The 15,302-nt window shown below is 65.6% G+C and carries 15 protein-coding genes; 10 read left to right on the plus strand and 5 right to left on the minus strand.

Features of this window, described 5'->3' with window-relative positions; genetic code table 11:
- Positions 1-177 precede the first annotated feature (177 nt).
- A complete protein-coding gene (locus tag FAZ69_RS11540) occupies positions 178-1,731 on the minus strand; it encodes a YifB family Mg chelatase-like AAA ATPase (RefSeq protein WP_136894421.1) in 1,554 nt (517 codons plus the stop codon).
- Between the two features lie 98 nt (positions 1,732-1,829).
- A complete protein-coding gene (locus tag FAZ69_RS11545; RefSeq protein ID WP_136894423.1) occupies positions 1,830-2,084 on the minus strand; it encodes an accessory factor UbiK family protein in 255 nt (84 codons plus the stop codon).
- Positions 2,085-2,503: 419 nt separating this feature from the next.
- Between FAZ69_RS11545 and FAZ69_RS11550 the strand changes: the two genes are divergently transcribed.
- The 7 genes from FAZ69_RS11550 to ptsP all read left to right on the plus strand — a co-directional run bounded on the left by FAZ69_RS11550 (position 2,504) and on the right by ptsP (position 10,155).
- On the plus strand, positions 2,504-2,842 hold the full coding sequence (locus FAZ69_RS11550) for a P-II family nitrogen regulator (protein ID WP_136894425.1): 339 nt from the start codon (positions 2,504-2,506) through the stop codon (positions 2,840-2,842).
- A gap of 30 nt (positions 2,843-2,872) precedes the next feature.
- The gene (locus FAZ69_RS11555) at positions 2,873-4,378 is read left to right on the plus strand and encodes an ammonium transporter (RefSeq protein WP_136894427.1); all 1,506 of its coding nucleotides are present in this window, start codon (positions 2,873-2,875) and stop codon (positions 4,376-4,378) included.
- A 272-nt stretch (positions 4,379-4,650) separates the two neighbouring features.
- On the plus strand, positions 4,651-5,940 hold the full coding sequence (gshA, locus tag FAZ69_RS11560) for a glutamate--cysteine ligase (RefSeq protein ID WP_136894429.1): 1,290 nt from the start codon (positions 4,651-4,653) through the stop codon (positions 5,938-5,940).
- Between the two features lie 93 nt (positions 5,941-6,033).
- Positions 6,034-6,990: a glutathione synthase gene (gshB, locus tag FAZ69_RS11565; protein ID WP_136894431.1), complete on the plus strand. Its 957-nt coding sequence runs from the start codon at positions 6,034-6,036 to the stop codon at positions 6,988-6,990.
- A 313-nt stretch (positions 6,991-7,303) separates the two neighbouring features.
- Positions 7,304-7,822, plus strand: coding sequence for a PTS sugar transporter subunit IIA (locus FAZ69_RS11570; protein ID WP_136894433.1), 519 nt, complete (start codon positions 7,304-7,306; stop codon positions 7,820-7,822).
- Positions 7,823-7,871: 49 nt separating this feature from the next.
- The gene (locus FAZ69_RS11575; protein WP_136894435.1) at positions 7,872-8,141 is read left to right on the plus strand and encodes an HPr family phosphocarrier protein; all 270 of its coding nucleotides are present in this window, start codon (positions 7,872-7,874) and stop codon (positions 8,139-8,141) included.
- A 256-nt stretch (positions 8,142-8,397) separates the two neighbouring features.
- A complete protein-coding gene (ptsP, locus tag FAZ69_RS11580; protein WP_136894437.1) occupies positions 8,398-10,155 on the plus strand; it encodes a phosphoenolpyruvate--protein phosphotransferase in 1,758 nt (585 codons plus the stop codon).
- A 96-nt stretch (positions 10,156-10,251) separates the two neighbouring features.
- On the opposite strand, the gene FAZ69_RS11585 is transcribed toward ptsP, so the two are convergent.
- The 3 genes from FAZ69_RS11585 to gpmA form a co-directional block, all read right to left on the minus strand.
- On the minus strand, positions 10,252-11,010 hold the full coding sequence (locus tag FAZ69_RS11585; RefSeq protein ID WP_136894439.1) for a HesA/MoeB/ThiF family protein: 759 nt from the start codon (positions 11,008-11,010) through the stop codon (positions 10,252-10,254).
- A 142-nt stretch (positions 11,011-11,152) separates the two neighbouring features.
- Positions 11,153-12,730, minus strand: coding sequence for a S41 family peptidase (locus FAZ69_RS11590; protein ID WP_136894441.1), 1,578 nt, complete (start codon positions 12,728-12,730; stop codon positions 11,153-11,155).
- A 291-nt stretch (positions 12,731-13,021) separates the two neighbouring features.
- Positions 13,022-13,768, minus strand: a complete 747-nt coding sequence (gpmA, locus tag FAZ69_RS11595) for a 2,3-diphosphoglycerate-dependent phosphoglycerate mutase (protein WP_136894443.1) — start codon at positions 13,766-13,768, stop codon at positions 13,022-13,024.
- A gap of 146 nt (positions 13,769-13,914) precedes the next feature.
- Here gpmA and FAZ69_RS11600 point away from each other — a divergent pair, with 146 nt between their 5' ends.
- From FAZ69_RS11600 to secB, 3 genes are all read left to right on the plus strand, one after another.
- Positions 13,915-14,340 carry a rhodanese-like domain-containing protein gene (locus FAZ69_RS11600; RefSeq protein WP_136894445.1) on the plus strand — a complete coding sequence of 142 codons (426 nt, stop codon included), beginning with the start codon at positions 13,915-13,917 and terminating at the stop codon, positions 14,338-14,340.
- A complete protein-coding gene (gene grxC / locus FAZ69_RS11605; RefSeq protein ID WP_136894447.1) occupies positions 14,337-14,597 on the plus strand; it encodes a glutaredoxin 3 in 261 nt (86 codons plus the stop codon). The genes FAZ69_RS11600 and grxC overlap by 4 nt, the downstream gene beginning before the upstream one ends.
- Before the next feature lie 223 nt (positions 14,598-14,820).
- Entirely contained in the window at positions 14,821-15,297 is a 477-nt protein-coding gene (secB, locus tag FAZ69_RS11610) for a protein-export chaperone SecB (RefSeq protein ID WP_136894449.1), read from the plus strand.
- Positions 15,298-15,302 lie beyond the last annotated feature (5 nt).

Genomic DNA, 15,302 nt, shown 5'->3' on the forward strand with positions numbered 1-15,302 from the left:
TTTGCTTAAATTGCCCTGAATCTCGGCAACGCGAAAAAGCCAATTAAATCAATGGGCTGTCTCGGACCTTTCGGGCAATGCCTTCAAACAGGTATTTGAGGCGGTCATGCTTGGAATTGTGCATAAGTCAAGTCTTGACAGGCGGAATTTGCTGACATCCCAGCCGTCGCTCAAGGCTTATGCCGGAGAGAAAACGCGCCGGTATTGCACGGCCTCGGCTATCTGCGCGGCGTTCGGCGTCTCGTTTCCAGCGAGGTCGGCAATCGAGCGCACCACTTTCAGCACGCGGTAGTAAGCGCGCGCCGACCAGCCAAAGCGCTCCCCCGCCTCGCGCAACAGCGCCTCGCCCGCGGCGTCCGGGCGGCAGACTTCGTCCACCTCGCGTCCGCTCAGCTCGCGGTTCATCTTTCTCTGCCGGGCGAGCTGACGCTCGCGCGCTGCCGCGACCCGCGCCGCGATCGACGCACTCGATTCCCCAGCCGCCGCCGAGCGCGCCGCGAGCTCCGCAGGCGTCAGAGCAGGGATTTCGATCTGGATGTCGATCCGATCCAGCAGTGGGCCCGACAGCTTGCGCAGATAGCGCGCGGCATTCTCCGGCGTGCAGCGGCAGCGGCCATTCGGGTCACCCCGCCAGCCGCATGGGCACGGATTCATCGCGGCGATCAATTGACAGGCTGCGGGAAAATCCGCCTGCAGCCCGGCTCGAGAGATGGAGATGCGGCCCGCTTCCAGCGGCTCGCGCAGCGTCTCGAGCACGTGGCGATCAAATTCGGGGAGTTCGTCCAGAAACAGCACGCCGAGATGAGCAAGGGTGATCTCGCCCGGCTGCGGCGGGTTGCGCCCGCCGACCAGGGCCGCCGCGCTCGACGAATGATGAGGCGCACGAAACGGCCGCCGCCGCCATTGGGCGGGCGAGAACCCGAGCATGCTCGCCGACAGCAGCGCGGCGGAGGTGAGCGCTTCGTCGTCGCTCATCGGCGGCAACAGGCTTGGCAGGCGCGCGGCGAGCATCGACTTGCCGGCGCCGGGCGGCCCAACCATCAGCACGTGATGGCCGCCGGCCGCGGCGACTTCCAGCGCCCTTCGCGCGCCGCCCTGGCCGATCACGTCGGCCATGTCGGGTTGTGCGGCGGGTGGTGCGCCATCCATCGCGAGGACTGCGACCGGCCGCAGCCGCCCGTCTTCGGCGCCGGCCAGGTGCGCGCAGAGCGAGGGCAGATCCGCTGCGCCGTAGACGTCGACGCCCGGCACGAGCGCCGCTTCGCGCGCGCTGTCGATCGGCAAATAGAGTTCCGGCGTCCGTGCGGGGGCACCTTGGGGATCGCGGCGCCCATTCCCGCGCGCCGTGCCGGAAGCCATCGCGAACGCGCCGCGCATCGGCCGCAGTGCGCCGGTCAGCGACAGCTCGCCGGCGAACTCGCGATGCGCGAGCGCTTCGGACGGGATCTGGCCGCTGGCGGCGAGGATGCCGAGCGCAATCGGCAAGTCGAAGCGGCCGGATTCCTTGGGAAGGTCGGCGGGCGCCAGGTTGACGGTGATGCGCCGCACGGGGAAATCGAAACCACAGTTCTGCAGCGCGGCGCGCACGCGTTCGCGGCTTTCGCGGACTTCGAGATCAGGCAGGCCGACGATCGAAAACGACGGCAGCCCGTTGGCGAGATGGACTTCTACGGTGACTTCAGGCGCACGGCCGGCAGCCGGCGCGCGCGAGCGCACCACGGCAAGCGACATGTTGTTCTCCCTGCTCGAGCGGCGTGCCCTTGCGGGCGCCGCCTCTCCATTGCTACGACTTCACGGCTCGCTTGCCGAAGAGGCTCGACGGACGACGATCAGGAGTCTTGCGAGGACGACAGCTTCTGCTCGAGCTCGGCGACGCGCCGCTCGAGCTCTTCGAGCCGCGCGCGGGTGCGTACGAGCACCTGCGTCTGCGTATCGAACTCCTCGCGCGTGACCAGATCGAGCTTCGAAAAGCCTTGTGAGAGCATGGCTTTCACGTTGTGCTCGACATCCTTGGCCGGCGAGTTCTTGAGCAGCTCGCTCATGCGGGCCTGAAAGTCGTTAAAGACGTCGTTCGGTTGCTTCATAGGTTCCCCTTGGGTGCACGAAAAATGTGCATCTGTCGTTCCCGCTGCGCATTCGATGCACGAATGATCGAATTTGGTGCGTAGCGGGCTTCCGTTGCCACGCGCGTGAGCGCGTTTGGTGCGGGCTTCGGCGTGTCAGGTGTCTGAACACTCTAGCAACGATCCCGACACCTCGCCAGCGCATCGGCCCGGCGTTAGCTATAAGGCCGATGCCGCGTTCCTCCGCCCCGATTTGCGCGCTTGTCCTGGGACAACGCGTCACATGGCACGCGAGTTGCTGTTGTAGGCCGGCACTCGCTGGCGCGCATTGTAGCGGCGCCACGCGAATCGGCGTAGCCGGCCGGTACGGCTGCGACCGATGCACAAGGCATCCGCAGGGGTTACGCAATAAAGGTTACGCACACTAAAGCGAGGAATCTATGAAGCTCATTACCGCAATCATCAAGCCGTTCAAGCTCGATGAGGCGCGCGAAGCCTTGTCGGCCATCGGCGTCTCGGGCATCACGGTGACCGAGGTCAAGGGTTTCGGTCGTCAGAAAGGGCACACCGAGCTGTATCGCGGGGCCGAGTATGTGGTCGATTTCCTGCCGAAAGTGAAGATCGAGGCCGCCGTTACCGACGACCTCGTCGAGCAGGCGATCGAAGCGCTCGAGCGCGCGGCGCGCACCGGAAAGATCGGCGACGGCAAGATCTTCGTCACGCCGATCGAGCAAGTGATTCGCATCCGCACCGGGGAGACCGGCGCGGACGCCCTGTAAATAATTAGACAGCGACAGAGGAAACGAAAGATGCGCAAATTGATGATGTCCTTGCTGATGGCCGGGTCGCTCCTGGCCGGCGGCGTCGGTGCAGCCCTGGCGGACGACGCGTCCGCACCCGCCGCCGCTTCGGCGCCCGCAGCCTCGGCACCGGCCGCTTCGGACACGAGCGCCAGCGCCGCCGCCCCGGCATCGGCGCCTGCCGCGGAAGCTTCGGCCGCACCGGCCGCGAGCGCCGCCGCCGCGCCTGATGCATCGGCCGCTTCGGCCGCCGCCGCACCCGCCGCGCCGACCGCGCCGTTCTCGCTCGATTCGTCGAAGATCAACTCGGGCGACACCGCGTGGATGCTGACCTCCACCGCGCTCGTGCTGTTCATGACGATCCCGGGCCTCGCGCTCTTCTACGGCGGCATGGTCCGCAAGAAGAACGTGCTCGCGACCGTCATGCAGAGCTTCGCGATCACCTGTGTCGTGACGGTGGTCTGGACGGTGATCGGCTACAGCCTCGCGTTCACGCCGGGCAACTCGTTCATCGGCGGCTTCTCGCGCATCTTCCTCGCGGGGATGAACTACATCCACGGCGACAAGGCGACCACGCTGACCGTGAGCCACCTCGCGCCGACCATCCCGGAGACGGTCTACTTCGTCTACCAGATGACGTTCGCGATCATCACGCCGGCGCTGATCACCGGTGCATTCGCCGACCGCATGAAGTTCTCGTCGATGCTGGTGTTCATGACGCTGTGGTCGATCATCGTCTACTCGCCGATCGCGCACATGGTGTGGGAACCGACCGGCTGGCTGGCTACCGCGGGCATCCTCGACTTCGCAGGCGGCACGGTCGTGCACATCAACGCCGGTATCGCAGGCCTCGTGTGCTGCCTGGTGCTCGGCAAGCGCGTCGGCTACGGCAAGGAAGCGATGGCGCCGCACAACCTCGTGCTGACGCTGATGGGCGCGGCCATGCTGTGGGTGGGCTGGTTCGGCTTCAACGCCGGTTCCGCCGTGGTGGCGGACGGCCGTGCGGGCTTCGCGATGCTGACGACGCAAGTCGCGACCGCCATCGCAGCGCTCGCCTGGATGTTCGCGGAGTGGATTGCCAAGGGCAAGCCGTCGGCGCTGGGCATCGCATCGGGCGCCGTGGCCGGTCTCGTGGCGATCACGCCGGCTTCGGGCTTCGTCGGCGTGACGGGCGCGATCGTGATCGGCATCGCAGCCGGCGTGATCTGCTTCTGGTCGGCAACGTGGTTGAAGGGCAAGCTCGGCTATGACGATTCGCTCGACGCGTTCGGCGTGCACGGCATCGGCGGTATCGTCGGCGCGATCCTGACCGGCGTGTTCGCGGTGAAGGACATCGGCGGCGCGGACGGCAGCATCGTCCTGCAGGCGAAGGGCGTGCTGACGACGGTGATCTACAGCGGCGTGCTGAGCTTCATCCTGCTGAAGGTGATCGATATGGTGATGGGCCTGCGCGTGGCCGAAGAAGAAGAGCGCGAAGGCCTCGACGTGGTGCTGCACGGCGAGCACGTCGAATAAGTCTGGTATCGCAGCGACGAATATTGGAGAGTTAAGCGCAGCGACTTTGGCCCGCCTTCACGGCGGGCTTTTTTATGCCGACCCGAGTTGGCGCTTCAGCGCTTACTCGGGTCCCATGCAAAGCCGCCTGGGCGGCCAGCCGTGATTTGACCTTGCCGGCAATCGGGTCTATAGCAAAATCGGATCCGGACGCCGCTTGCGAATGGAGAAAGCATCCCCAAATCAGCGGGGTATTTGCTCTACAATCTTTCTTCTCCATCTGCGAGTGATCAATGGTTCCGCACCTAGTTACGGCGTTAAACGGCCCTCTGCTTGACCTCGAGCGGAAGATCCTCGACGCCACGCCCGCCATCGAGCGCTGGTTCCGCCTCGAATGGCAGGAGCATACGCCGCCGTTCTATTGTTCGGTGGATCTGCGCAACGCGGGCTTCAAGCTCGCGCCGGTCGACACGAACCTTTTTCCCGGCGGATTCAATAACTTGCCGCTGGAAGTGCTGCCGCTCGCGGTGCAGGCGGCGATGGCCTCGATCGAAAAGATCTGCCCCGACGCGAAGAATCTGCTGATCATCCCCGAGCGCCACACGCGCAACGCGTTTTATCTGGAGAATGTCGCGCGGCTCGCGACCATCATGCGCCAGGCCGGGCTGAACGTGCGCTTCGGCACGCTCGACGAAAGCATCCAGGGCCCGGTGACGATCGCGCTCGCCGACGGCCAGAAGATCGTGCTGGAGCCGCTCGAGCGCACGCCGCGGCGTCTCGGCCTCAAGAACTTCGATCCGTGCTCGATTCTCCTGAACAACGATTTGTCGGCGGGCATCCCGCCCGTGCTCGAGAACCTGCACGAGCAGTATCTGCTGCCGCCCCTGCACGCCGGCTGGGCGGTGCGCCGCAAGTCGACGCATTTCTCCTGCTACGACGACGTCGCGAAGAAGTTCGCGAAGATGGTCGAGATCGACCCGTGGATGGTGAATCCCTACTTCGCGCATGTCGAAGGCGTCGACTTCCCGGCGCGTACCGGTGAGGAGGCGCTGGCCGACGCGATCGACGGCGTGCTCAAGAAAATCGCCCGCAAGTACCGCGAGTACGGCATCAGCGAGCGGCCGTACGTCGTCATCAAGTCCGATGCCGGCACCGACGGGCGCGGCGTGATGACGGTGCACGACGCAGCCGAGGTCGCGAGCCTCACGAAGCGCGAGCGCGAGCGGATGACCGTGACCAAGGATGGTCTCGAAGTGCACGACGTGATCGTGCAGGAGGGCGTCTACACGTTCGAGCGCGTCGGCGACGAAGTGGCCGAGCCGGTCGTCTACATGATCGATCGCTATGTGGTGGGCGGCTTCTATCGCGTGCACGGCAGCCGCGAGCGCGACCAGAACCTGAACGCGCCGGGCATGCACTTCGTGCCGCTCGGCTTCGAGCACACCGCGCTCCCGGACGCGCACGCGAAGCCGGGCGCAGCGCCGCCGAACCGCTTCTACATGTATGGCGTGGTGGCTCGCCTGGGCCTGCTCGCGGCTTCGGTGGAGCTCGAGAAGACCGATCCCGAAGCGATCCAGGTCTGACGCCGGGCCGCCGCCGGGGACGGCTGCTGCCGCCCGGCCTCCCGGGCGCCAATGACGAACAAGACAAAGCCCGCACCGGGCATCAGGGACTCCATGGACATTCTTTTTATCGCCGACCCGCTCGATCGCTTCAAGATTTACAAGGATTCGACCTACGCGATGATGGCCGAGGCAGCGCGCCGCGGCCACGCGATCTACGCGTGCGAGCCGCAGCATCTGGCCTGGACCGGCAGCGCGGTCGAAGCGGCCGTGCGGCGCGTGACGCTCGTCGGCGATGGCGCGGATCTCCATCGTCATCCGTGGTACGAGGCCGCCCCGCACGAGACGCGCATGCTGCCGTCGTTCGGCGCGGCGCTGATGCGCAAGGATCCGCCGTTCGACATGGAGTACGTGACGTCGACGTGGCTGCTGGAACTGGCGGAACGCGCCGGCGCCCGCATCTTCAACAAGCCGCAGGCGATTCGCGACCACTCGGAAAAACTCGCGATCGGCGAGTTCGCGCAATTCGTCGCGCCTACGCTGGTGACGCGCGACGCCGCGCGCCTGCGTGCGTTTCACGCCGAGCACGGCGACGTGATCCTGAAGCCGCTCGACGGCATGGGCGGCATGGGCGTGTTCCGCGTGAAGGCCGACGGCATGAACCTCGGCTCGATCGTCGAGATGCTGAGCCACGACGGCGCGCGCTCGGTGATGGCGCAGAAGTTCATCCCCGAGATCAAGGCGGGCGACAAGCGGATTCTGCTGATCGGCGGCGAGCCGGTGCCGTACTCCCTCGCTCGCATTCCGCAAGGCAACGAGGTGCGCGGCAACCTGGCCGCCGGCGGCGTCGGCGTTGCGCAGCCGCTCACGGCGCGCGACCGCGAGATCGCCGAAACGCTCGCTCCGGTGCTGGCCGCGCGCGGTCTGCTGCTCGTCGGGCTCGACGCGATCGGCGATTGGCTGACGGAAGTGAACGTCACGAGCCCGACTTGCTTCCGCGAAATCATGGACCAGACCGGCTTCGACGTCGCCGCGATGTTCATCGGCGCGCTTGAGCGCGCCGCAGGCTGACGTCGGGACGACGCAAGCGGCCCGTAGGCGATTGGCATGGTGCACCGCCAAAAAGCGCGAAAATGGCCTGATACAATGCCCGCTCTTTCAGAAAGGACGACCGGCCCCGTGATGGCCGGCGCGTCCGGCGAGCGGACCTCGAGCCGGGCGCCGCGCCTGATCCGGAACCGATCCGGCAGGCTGCGCCCGGCGACCGGCGCCACAGCCCCAATGGCGGCCGGCCGTTCGCTCGGACCAGCATGGCGGGGCATGTGCCGGGCGCGGGCCGTCATCCGGTCTCGCGACCCGAGCCGCTTTTCGTTGCAAGGCTGACATGGCAGGCATTTTGATCATTGCGCACGCTCCGTTCGCCACCGCGCTACGCGAGTGCATCGCTCACATTTACGGCGGGCTTCCTGCGCGCATCGGCGCGATCGACGTGATGCCCGACTGCGATCCCACTCAGGTCATCGATTTCGCGCAGTCCGAGCTGGACCGCTTGCGCGAAGAGAACGGCGCGCTCGTCTTGACCGACATGTTCGGCGCGACGCCAGCGAACATCGCGAGCCGGCTCGCGTCGCTGCCGTCGGTGCGCGTGCTGGCGGGCGTGAACCTGCCGATGCTCGTGCGCGCCGTCTGCTACCGCGCGACGCCGCTCGACACGCTCGTCGCCAAGGCGCTCGATGGCGCGGCCAAGGGCGTGCAGGCGATCGGACCGGCAACGCCGCCCGCGGCGACCGGCGCGGATGACGGCTGCCTGCCCGCGACGGCGACGGGAACCGCCCCATGCGCCTCGACGGCCGGGATTACCGGCTGCGCCTCGGCGCCCAATCCCAACCCGGCCGGCTCCTGACCGAACGGCCATTCCTCAGACCCTATTCCTATTCGCGCCTCGGAACATCATGCTGCAACAAGAAACAACTATCGTGAACAAACTGGGCCTGCACGCACGCGCATCGGCCAAGCTGACCCAGCTCGCCGGCAACTTTCAGTCGGAAATCTGGATGAGCCGCAACGGCCGGCGCATCAACGCCAAGAGCATCATGGGCGTCATGATGCTGGCGGCGGGGATCGGCAGCACCGTGGTGATCGAGACCGAAGGGCCCGACGAAACGGACGCAATGCAGGCGCTGCTGAAGCTGATCGCGGACAAGTTCGGCGAAGGTCAGTGAGCGACAATGGCCACTGAGATCTCGGTCACCATACGAGCGCCGCGGTCATCCGCGGCGTTCTTTTTTGGCGAATGAAAATCGATGTGGCAGTGCGCCGGCTGGGCATCCGGCGTATCCGCGCAAGCCGCCGTAACCGCGGAAGATGCTGCGGCGCACGCAGTCAGGCATCGAGTGCGGAATTTATAATCGGTGTCTAGGGTCACAAACCCATTGCGGCGGCTTTTCGCGGCATCACACACAACTAGAGGAGGTGCGCGTGTCATTCACGCTGCATGGAATTCCCGTGTCACGCGGCATCGCCATCGGGCGAGCCTATCTGATTGCGCCGGCCGCGCTCGACGTCGACCATTACCTGATCGAGCATCCGCAGATCGAAGGCGAGCTTGAGCGTTTCCGCGCGGCTTTGAAGGCCGTGCACAACGAGCTCGAACTGCTGCGCGAGGATCTCGCCGCCGATGCGCCGAGCGAAGTCGGCGCCTTCATCAGCGTCCATACGATGATCCTGAACGACGCCATGCTCGTCCAGGAAACGATGGATCTCGTGCGCACGCGCCGCTACAACGTCGAGTGGGCGCTGACCGAGCAGCTCGAGCGCCTGTCCCGCCATTTCGACGACATCGAAGACGAGTACCTGCGCGAGCGCAAGGCCGATATCCACCAGGTGGTCGAGCGCGTGCTGAAGGCGCTGGCGGGCGCGCCGTCGGCGGCCGCGCTGCTCAGCAACGGCGTGCATCCGCATGCGAGCGACGAAATGATCGTGGTCGCGCACGACATCTCGCCCGCCGACATGATGCAGTTCAAGACGCAAACGTTTCAGGGTTTCGTCACCGATCTCGGCGGGCGCACCTCGCATACGGCGATCGTCGCGCGCAGCCTCGGCATTCCGGCCGCGGTGGGCGTGCAGCAGGCGAGCACGCTGATCCGCCAGGACGATCTGATCATCGTCGACGGCGACCAGGGCATCGTGATCGTCGATCCGGCGCCGATCGTGCTCGAGGAGTACACGTACCGGCAAAGCGAGAAGGCGCTCGAGCAGCGCAAGCTGCAGCGCCTCAAGTTCACGCCGACGCAGACCTTGTGCGGCACCAAGATCGACCTTTGCGCGAACATCGAGCTGCCCGACGACGCACAGGCGGCGGTCGAGTCGGGGGCGGTCGGCGTCGGCCTGTTCCGCACCGAGTTCCTGTTCATGAATCATCGCGACCGGCTGCCGGAAGAGGAGGAGCAGTTCGCCGCGTACAAGCGGGCCGTCGAGCTGATGAACGGCCTGCCGGTGACGATCCGCACCATCGACGTCGGCGCCGACAAGCCGCTCGATTCGATCGGCAGCGAAGGCTACGAAACGGCGCCCAATCCGGCGCTGGGGCTGCGGGCGATCCGCTGGAGCCTGTCCGAGCCGCACATGTTCCTCACGCAATTGCGGGCGATCCTGCGGGCGTCGGCGTTCGGGCAGGTGAAGATCCTGGTCCCGATGCTCGCGCATGCGCAGGAGATCGACCAGACGCTAGATTTGATCCGCGAGGCCAAGCGCCAGCTCGACGACGCCGGCTTGCCGTACGACCCGAACGTGCGCATCGGCGCGATGATCGAAATTCCCGCCGCGGCGATCGCGCTGCCGCTTTTTCTCAAGCGGCTCGATTTCCTGTCGATCGGCACGAACGACCTGATCCAGTACACGCTTGCGATCGACCGCGCCGACAACTCGGTTGCGCATCTCTACGATCCGCTGCATCCGGCGGTGCTGCACCTGATCGCGTTCACGTTGCGCGAGGCGAAGCGCGCGGGTGTGCCGGTGTCGATCTGCGGGGAGATGGCGGGTGATCCGCAGCTCACGCGCCTCTTGCTCGGCATGGGCCTCACCGAGTTCTCGATGCATCCGAGCCAGCTGCTCGTCGTGAAGCAGGAGATCCTGCGCTCGCATTTGAAGACCCTGGAGAAGCCTGTCGCGGACGTGCTGGCGTCGTTTGAGCCGGAGGAGGTGCAAGCGGCGCTCAAGCGCGTGACAGAGGCTTGAGCACTGGGTGCGGCCTCGCCGGACGATAAAGGGCGGCGGTTCTTCGAACCCGCCGCCCTTTGCATTTTCAGCAACTCAGGACCGGACCGCCGCGCCTCAATGCGCGTGCGCGTCGGCGCAGACCGGACAGTCCGGTTGGCGCGCGATCTTCATCGTGTTCCATTCCATCCGCAGCGAATCGAGCATCATCAGCCGGCCAGTCAGCGTCGTTCCGATGCCTCCGATCACGCGCAGCGCCTCGGCCGCTTGCATCGCGCCGATGATGCCCACCGTCGGCGCGAACACGCCCATCGTCGCGCAGGCGACTTCCTCGAACGGCTGATCCTCGGGAAACACGCACGCGTAGCACGGCGAAGCGTCGTTGCGGAAATCGAAGGTGCTGATCTGGCCGTCGAAACGCAGCGCCGCGCCCGACACGAGCGGCACGCGATGCGTGACACACGCGCGATTGATCGCGTGGCGGGTGGCGAAGTTGTCGGTGCAGTCGAGCACGACGGTCGCGCGTGGCACGGCCTCATCGAGCCACGCGTCGTCGACGCGTTCGGCGACCGCGTGCACGGTCACGCCTGGATTGAGCTGCGCGATCGCATCGCGTCCCGAGTCGACCTTCTTGCGCCCGATCGAGGCGGTGACATGCAGGATTTGCCGCTGCAGGTTCGTGAGATCGACGGTGTCGGCATCGACGAGCGTCAGCGTGCCGACGCCAGAGGCCGCCAGATACATCGCCGCTGGCGAACCCAGTCCGCCCGCGCCGATCACGATCGCATGCGCGTCGAGAAAGCGCTGCTGGGCCTCGATGCCGATTTCGTCGACGAGGATGTGGCGGGAGTAGCGAAGGAGCTGATCGTCGTTCATTGGGCGCGTCATTGTGCGCGGGGCACGCGGACAAGGCCGGGAATGCGTGCTGCGCGAAAGGTCGTTGTCTTTATTCTAGTCGCGCGGGAGGCGGTGTCTTCGCAGCGGCGAGGCTGCGAAGACACACGAGCTTGAGCGGGCGTTACTTGCTCTGCGAAGCAGCAGGCTGAGGCGCGGAGGCCGGCGCCGAGTCCGAGCCCGGCGTCACCGGCAACGCCGGTTTCACCGCGACCGGCGCCGAAGCCGAACGCTCCGGCTTGTTCTCGGCGAGCTGGCGCTCGACGATCGACTTCGATTCGACCACGGCCTTGCCTTCGAGCTTGTTCAGTGCCTGCTGGAGCATGAAGTCGTCCGTCGAGCCGAACTCGACCGGCTTGCGGTCGCGGTCCTTCTGGCGCTGCTCCGGCGTCTTCTTGTCGTTCTGCTCCTCGAGCTGCTGCAGTTGCTGCAGCCGGCGCTGCTCACGCTCTTCCTCTTCCTTCTTCTCGTTCGGATCCTGCAGGTTCGCGAGGTGGTTCGAGTAGTCGACTTCGCGCGTCACGAGCGCGTCGTCCGGATCGCCGTCGGCGTATTGGTCGACGGCGATGTCGGGACGGATGCCCTTGTTCTGGATCGAACGGCCGGTCGGCGTGTAGTAGTAGGCGGTCGTCAGGCGCAGCGCCGTGTCGGCCGTCAGCGGGCGCACGGTTTGCACCGAGCCCTTGCCGAACGTCGTCTTGCCCATGATCAGCGCGCGATGCTGATCCTGCAGCGCGCCCGAGACGATCTCCGACGCCGACGCCGAATAGGCGTTGGTCAGCACGATCATCGGCACGGTCCTGAAGATCGGCGGCAGGCCCTTCAACGGGTCCGAATCGAACGACGGCAGACGGTAGTTATCGTACGTATCGCGGTAGACCTCCTTCGAATCGGGGATCTGGCCATTGGTCGACACGACGACCGAATCCGGCGGCAAGAACGCGCCCGCGACGCCGACCGCGCTTTGCAGCAGGCCGCCGCCGTTGTTGCGCAGGTCGATGACGAGGCCCTTCAGGCCTGGCTGCTGACGCGCGATGTCTTGCATTCTGGCGGCCAGATCCGGCACCGTGCGCTCCTGGAAGCTCGTGATGCGGATGTAGGCGTAGCCCGGCGCGAGGATCTTCATCTTCACGCTCTGGACCTTGATGATCGCGCGCGTCACCGTGATCGGGAACGTGCGGTCGTCGCTCTTGCGGAAGATGGTCAGCGTGACCTTCGTGCCCGGGTCGCCGCGCATCTGCTTGACCGCCTGGTCGAGCGTCATGCCGCGCACAGGCTTGTCGTTGATGCGGGTGATGAGGTCGCCCGGACGGATGCCCGCGCGGAAGGCCGGCGTGTCTTCGATCGGCGAGATGACCTTGATCAGGCCGTCTTCCTGCGAAATCTCGATGCCGAGGCCGGCGAAGCGCCCCTTGGTCTGCTCCTGAAGCTCTTCGTAGTCGGTTTTGTCGAGATACGACGAGTGCGGGTCGAGGCTCGACACCATGCCCTTGATCGCCGCAGTGAGGAGCTTCTTGTCGTCGACCGGTTCGACGTAATCGTGCTTGATCTGCCCGAACACCTCGGCGAAGAGGCGCAGCTGGTCGAGCGGCAGCGGGGCTGAGACGGCCTGCTGGGCGGAGGCCGACAGTTGCAGCGTCGCGAAAACGCCGGTAGCCAGGCCCGCGGCAATCAGGCCGATGTTCTTGAGTTTCGTTCGCATAGAGTCTGTTGCGGTCGGGAGCGTGTGGGTGCGCCTGTAGCGGAGTCGAGCAAGTATAACTGCAAGCCTTGCGTGCGGTGGATTCGAGACGGTAATCGCCGTTCGACAGCGAACGCTCGAGCAGGTTCGCCGGCCTGCGCGGCACGCAGCAATCCGGCGTTTCGGGCGGTGAATATTGTGTGGCGCGAATGAGCCGGGACTGGGTGCCGAGCGAAGGCGCCGGCAAGCACCGCGCCGCTTCGGAGCGGCACGGCGGCCGATTGGCCACGGTGCCGCCCCGAAGGCGGATTGTCAGCCCGCCTTGCCTTGCTTCGCGACGGCGGCCTGTGCCTTGGCGATCGCTTCGGGGTCCCCCAGGTATTCGTGGCGGATCGGCTTGAGGTCGGCGTCGAGCTCGTAGACGAGCGGCACGCCGTTCGGAATGTTCAGGCCAACGATTTCCTCGTCCGAGATGCCGTCGAGGTACTTGATCAGCGCGCGCAGCGAGTTGCCGTGCGCGGCGATCACCACCTTCTTTCCCGCCTTGATGGCCGGCGCGATCGATTCGTTCCAGATCGGCAGTACGCGCGCGACGGTGTCCTTCAGGCATTCGGTGAGCGGCAGCTCCTCGCGCGACACCTTTGCGTAGCGCGGGTCGGCGTAGGAGGTGCGCTCGTCGCTCGGGTCGAGCGCGGGCGGCGGCGTGTCGTAGCTGCGCCGCCAGACCAGGACCTGCTCGTCTCCGTATTTCGCGGCGGTTTCCGCCTTGTTCAGGCCGGAGAGCGCGCCGTAATGGCGCTCGTTCAGGCGCCACGAGTGGACGACCGGCAGATACATCAGGTCCATCTGGTCCTGCACGTGCCAGAGCGTGCGGATTGCGCGCTTGAGCACCGACGTGTAGGCGATGTCGAACGTAAAGCCCGCTTCCTTGAGGAGGCGGCCTGCCTGCTGCGCTTCGCGGTTGCCTTGTTCGGTGAGGTCGACGTCGACCCAGCCGGTGAATCGGTTTTCCTTGTTCCACGTCGATTCGCCGTGGCGGATGAGGACGAGCTTGTGCATGAGAGATGCCGGTCGGTAGTGAGGAAGCCGCTTGAGTGCGATGGGCTGAGGCGGCCGTCGAGCGGGCCGTCGCCATCGGGTCAAACGGTTATTTTATAATGGCGGGATTGTCATTTTCGATTTCTCTTTTTCCGGCGGATTCTTTCGTGAAGTTTTTCACCGATTACACGAACCTTGTATTGATCGCGATCCTCCTCATATCGGGAGGGTTGCTGTTGTGGCCGACCATTGCCCGGCGCGGCCGCGGAGGGTTGTCCGCCGCGGAGGCGACGCAGTTGATCAACCGGCGCAACGCCGTGGTCGTCGACCTGCGGCCCGCCGCCGATTACGCGGCCGGCCACCTGCCGCAGGCCCGTCAGGTTGAGTTCGCGGAGCTTCAAGCGAAAATTGGCCAGATCGCCAAGAATAAGGGTACGCCGGTGTTGCTCGTCTGCCAGACCGGTCAGCAGTCGCACAAGGCGGTGCGGATTGCCGAAGAGGCGGGCTACACCGAGGTCCATGTGCTGCAAGGCGGCGTCAACGCTTGGCAGCAGGCCGGCATGCCGGTCGTCAAGCAAGGAGTTGCGAAGTGAACAACGTCGTCATGTACAGCACGCAGGTGTGCCCGTATTGCCAGATGGCCGAGCGTCTTTTAAAGTCGCGCGGCGTTCAGCACGTCGAAAAAGTGCTGATCGACAAGGACCCTGCGCGGCGCGAGGAGATGATGACGCGCACCGGCCGCCGCACCGTGCCGCAAGTGTTCATCGGCGATACGCATGTCGGCGGCTACGACGATCTGTCCGCGCTCGATCGCGCGGGCGGTTTGCTGCCGCTGCTCGAGGCGGCCTGAGGCGGCTGTCGTGCTCGGGGTGGGCCTCGGTTTTTAAGGGCCGCGCCGCCGCGGTCGCCTTTGTCACTTTGTCAGCTATGTAGCGGCCCCTGCTGTATCCGCGCGCGCCCGGTGTCCGGGCGTCAAGCGAAGCGTGCAGGGCGCGCGTTCCGCCGGGCGACCGGAATACACACTTAGTGGACGGATTGCGTCCGGCCACATCGAATCTATCTAGGGAGTCACCATGTCGGACCAGAACAACCAGCCGTTTTTCAACATTCAGCGCATCTACCTGAAGGATCTGTCGCTCGAGCAGCCGAACTCGCCGGCGATCTTCCTCGAGCAGGAGATGCCGTCGGTCGAAGTGGAAGTCGACGTCAAGGCCGAGCGCCTCGCTGAAAGCGTGTTTGAAATCCTGGTCACCGGCACCGTCACGGCCAAGGTCTCCGAGAAGATCGCGTTCCTGATCGAAGCCAAGCAAGCGGGCATCTTCGACATCCGCAACATTCCGGCCGAGCAGATCGATCCGCTCGTCGGCATCGCGTGCCCGACGATCCTGTTCCCGTACCTGCGCTCGAACATCGCCGATGCGATCACCCGCGCGGGCTTCCCGCCGATCCATCTGGCCGAGATCAACTTCCAGGCGCTCTACGAGCAGCGTCTCGCGCAGATCAATGCTGGCCAGTCGGGCAACGCGCAGAACGGCGCGACGCAGCACTAAGGCTT

Source organism: Trinickia terrae (assembly GCF_005144415.1).
GTDB classification, from domain to species: domain Bacteria; phylum Pseudomonadota; class Gammaproteobacteria; order Burkholderiales; family Burkholderiaceae; genus Trinickia_A; species Trinickia_A terrae.

Excerpts from the sequence above, each read along its gene's own strand:
- FAZ69_RS11545 (WP_136894423.1), bottom strand. The coding sequence starts at position 2,084 with ATGAAGCAACCGAACGACGTCTTTAACGACTTTCAGGCCCGCATGAGC.
- FAZ69_RS11570 (WP_136894433.1), top strand. The coding sequence starts at position 7,304 with ATGGCAGGCATTTTGATCATTGCGCACGCTCCGTTCGCCACCGCGCTA.
- FAZ69_RS11590 (WP_136894441.1), bottom strand. The coding sequence starts at position 12,730 with ATGCGAACGAAACTCAAGAACATCGGCCTGATTGCCGCGGGCCTGGCT.
- gshB (WP_136894431.1), top strand. The coding sequence starts at position 6,034 with ATGGACATTCTTTTTATCGCCGACCCGCTCGATCGCTTCAAGATTTAC.
- FAZ69_RS11575 (WP_136894435.1), top strand. The coding sequence starts at position 7,872 with ATGCTGCAACAAGAAACAACTATCGTGAACAAACTGGGCCTGCACGCA.
- FAZ69_RS11540 (WP_136894421.1), bottom strand. The coding sequence starts at position 1,731 with ATGTCGCTTGCCGTGGTGCGCTCGCGCGCGCCGGCTGCCGGCCGTGCG.
- gpmA (WP_136894443.1), bottom strand. The coding sequence starts at position 13,768 with ATGCACAAGCTCGTCCTCATCCGCCACGGCGAATCGACGTGGAACAAG.
- FAZ69_RS11585 (WP_136894439.1), bottom strand. The coding sequence starts at position 11,010 with ATGAACGACGATCAGCTCCTTCGCTACTCCCGCCACATCCTCGTCGAC.
- FAZ69_RS11555 (WP_136894427.1), top strand. The coding sequence starts at position 2,873 with ATGCGCAAATTGATGATGTCCTTGCTGATGGCCGGGTCGCTCCTGGCC.
- secB (WP_136894449.1), top strand. The coding sequence starts at position 14,821 with ATGTCGGACCAGAACAACCAGCCGTTTTTCAACATTCAGCGCATCTAC.
- FAZ69_RS11550 (WP_136894425.1), top strand. The coding sequence starts at position 2,504 with ATGAAGCTCATTACCGCAATCATCAAGCCGTTCAAGCTCGATGAGGCG.
- gshA (WP_136894429.1), top strand. The coding sequence starts at position 4,651 with ATGGTTCCGCACCTAGTTACGGCGTTAAACGGCCCTCTGCTTGACCTC.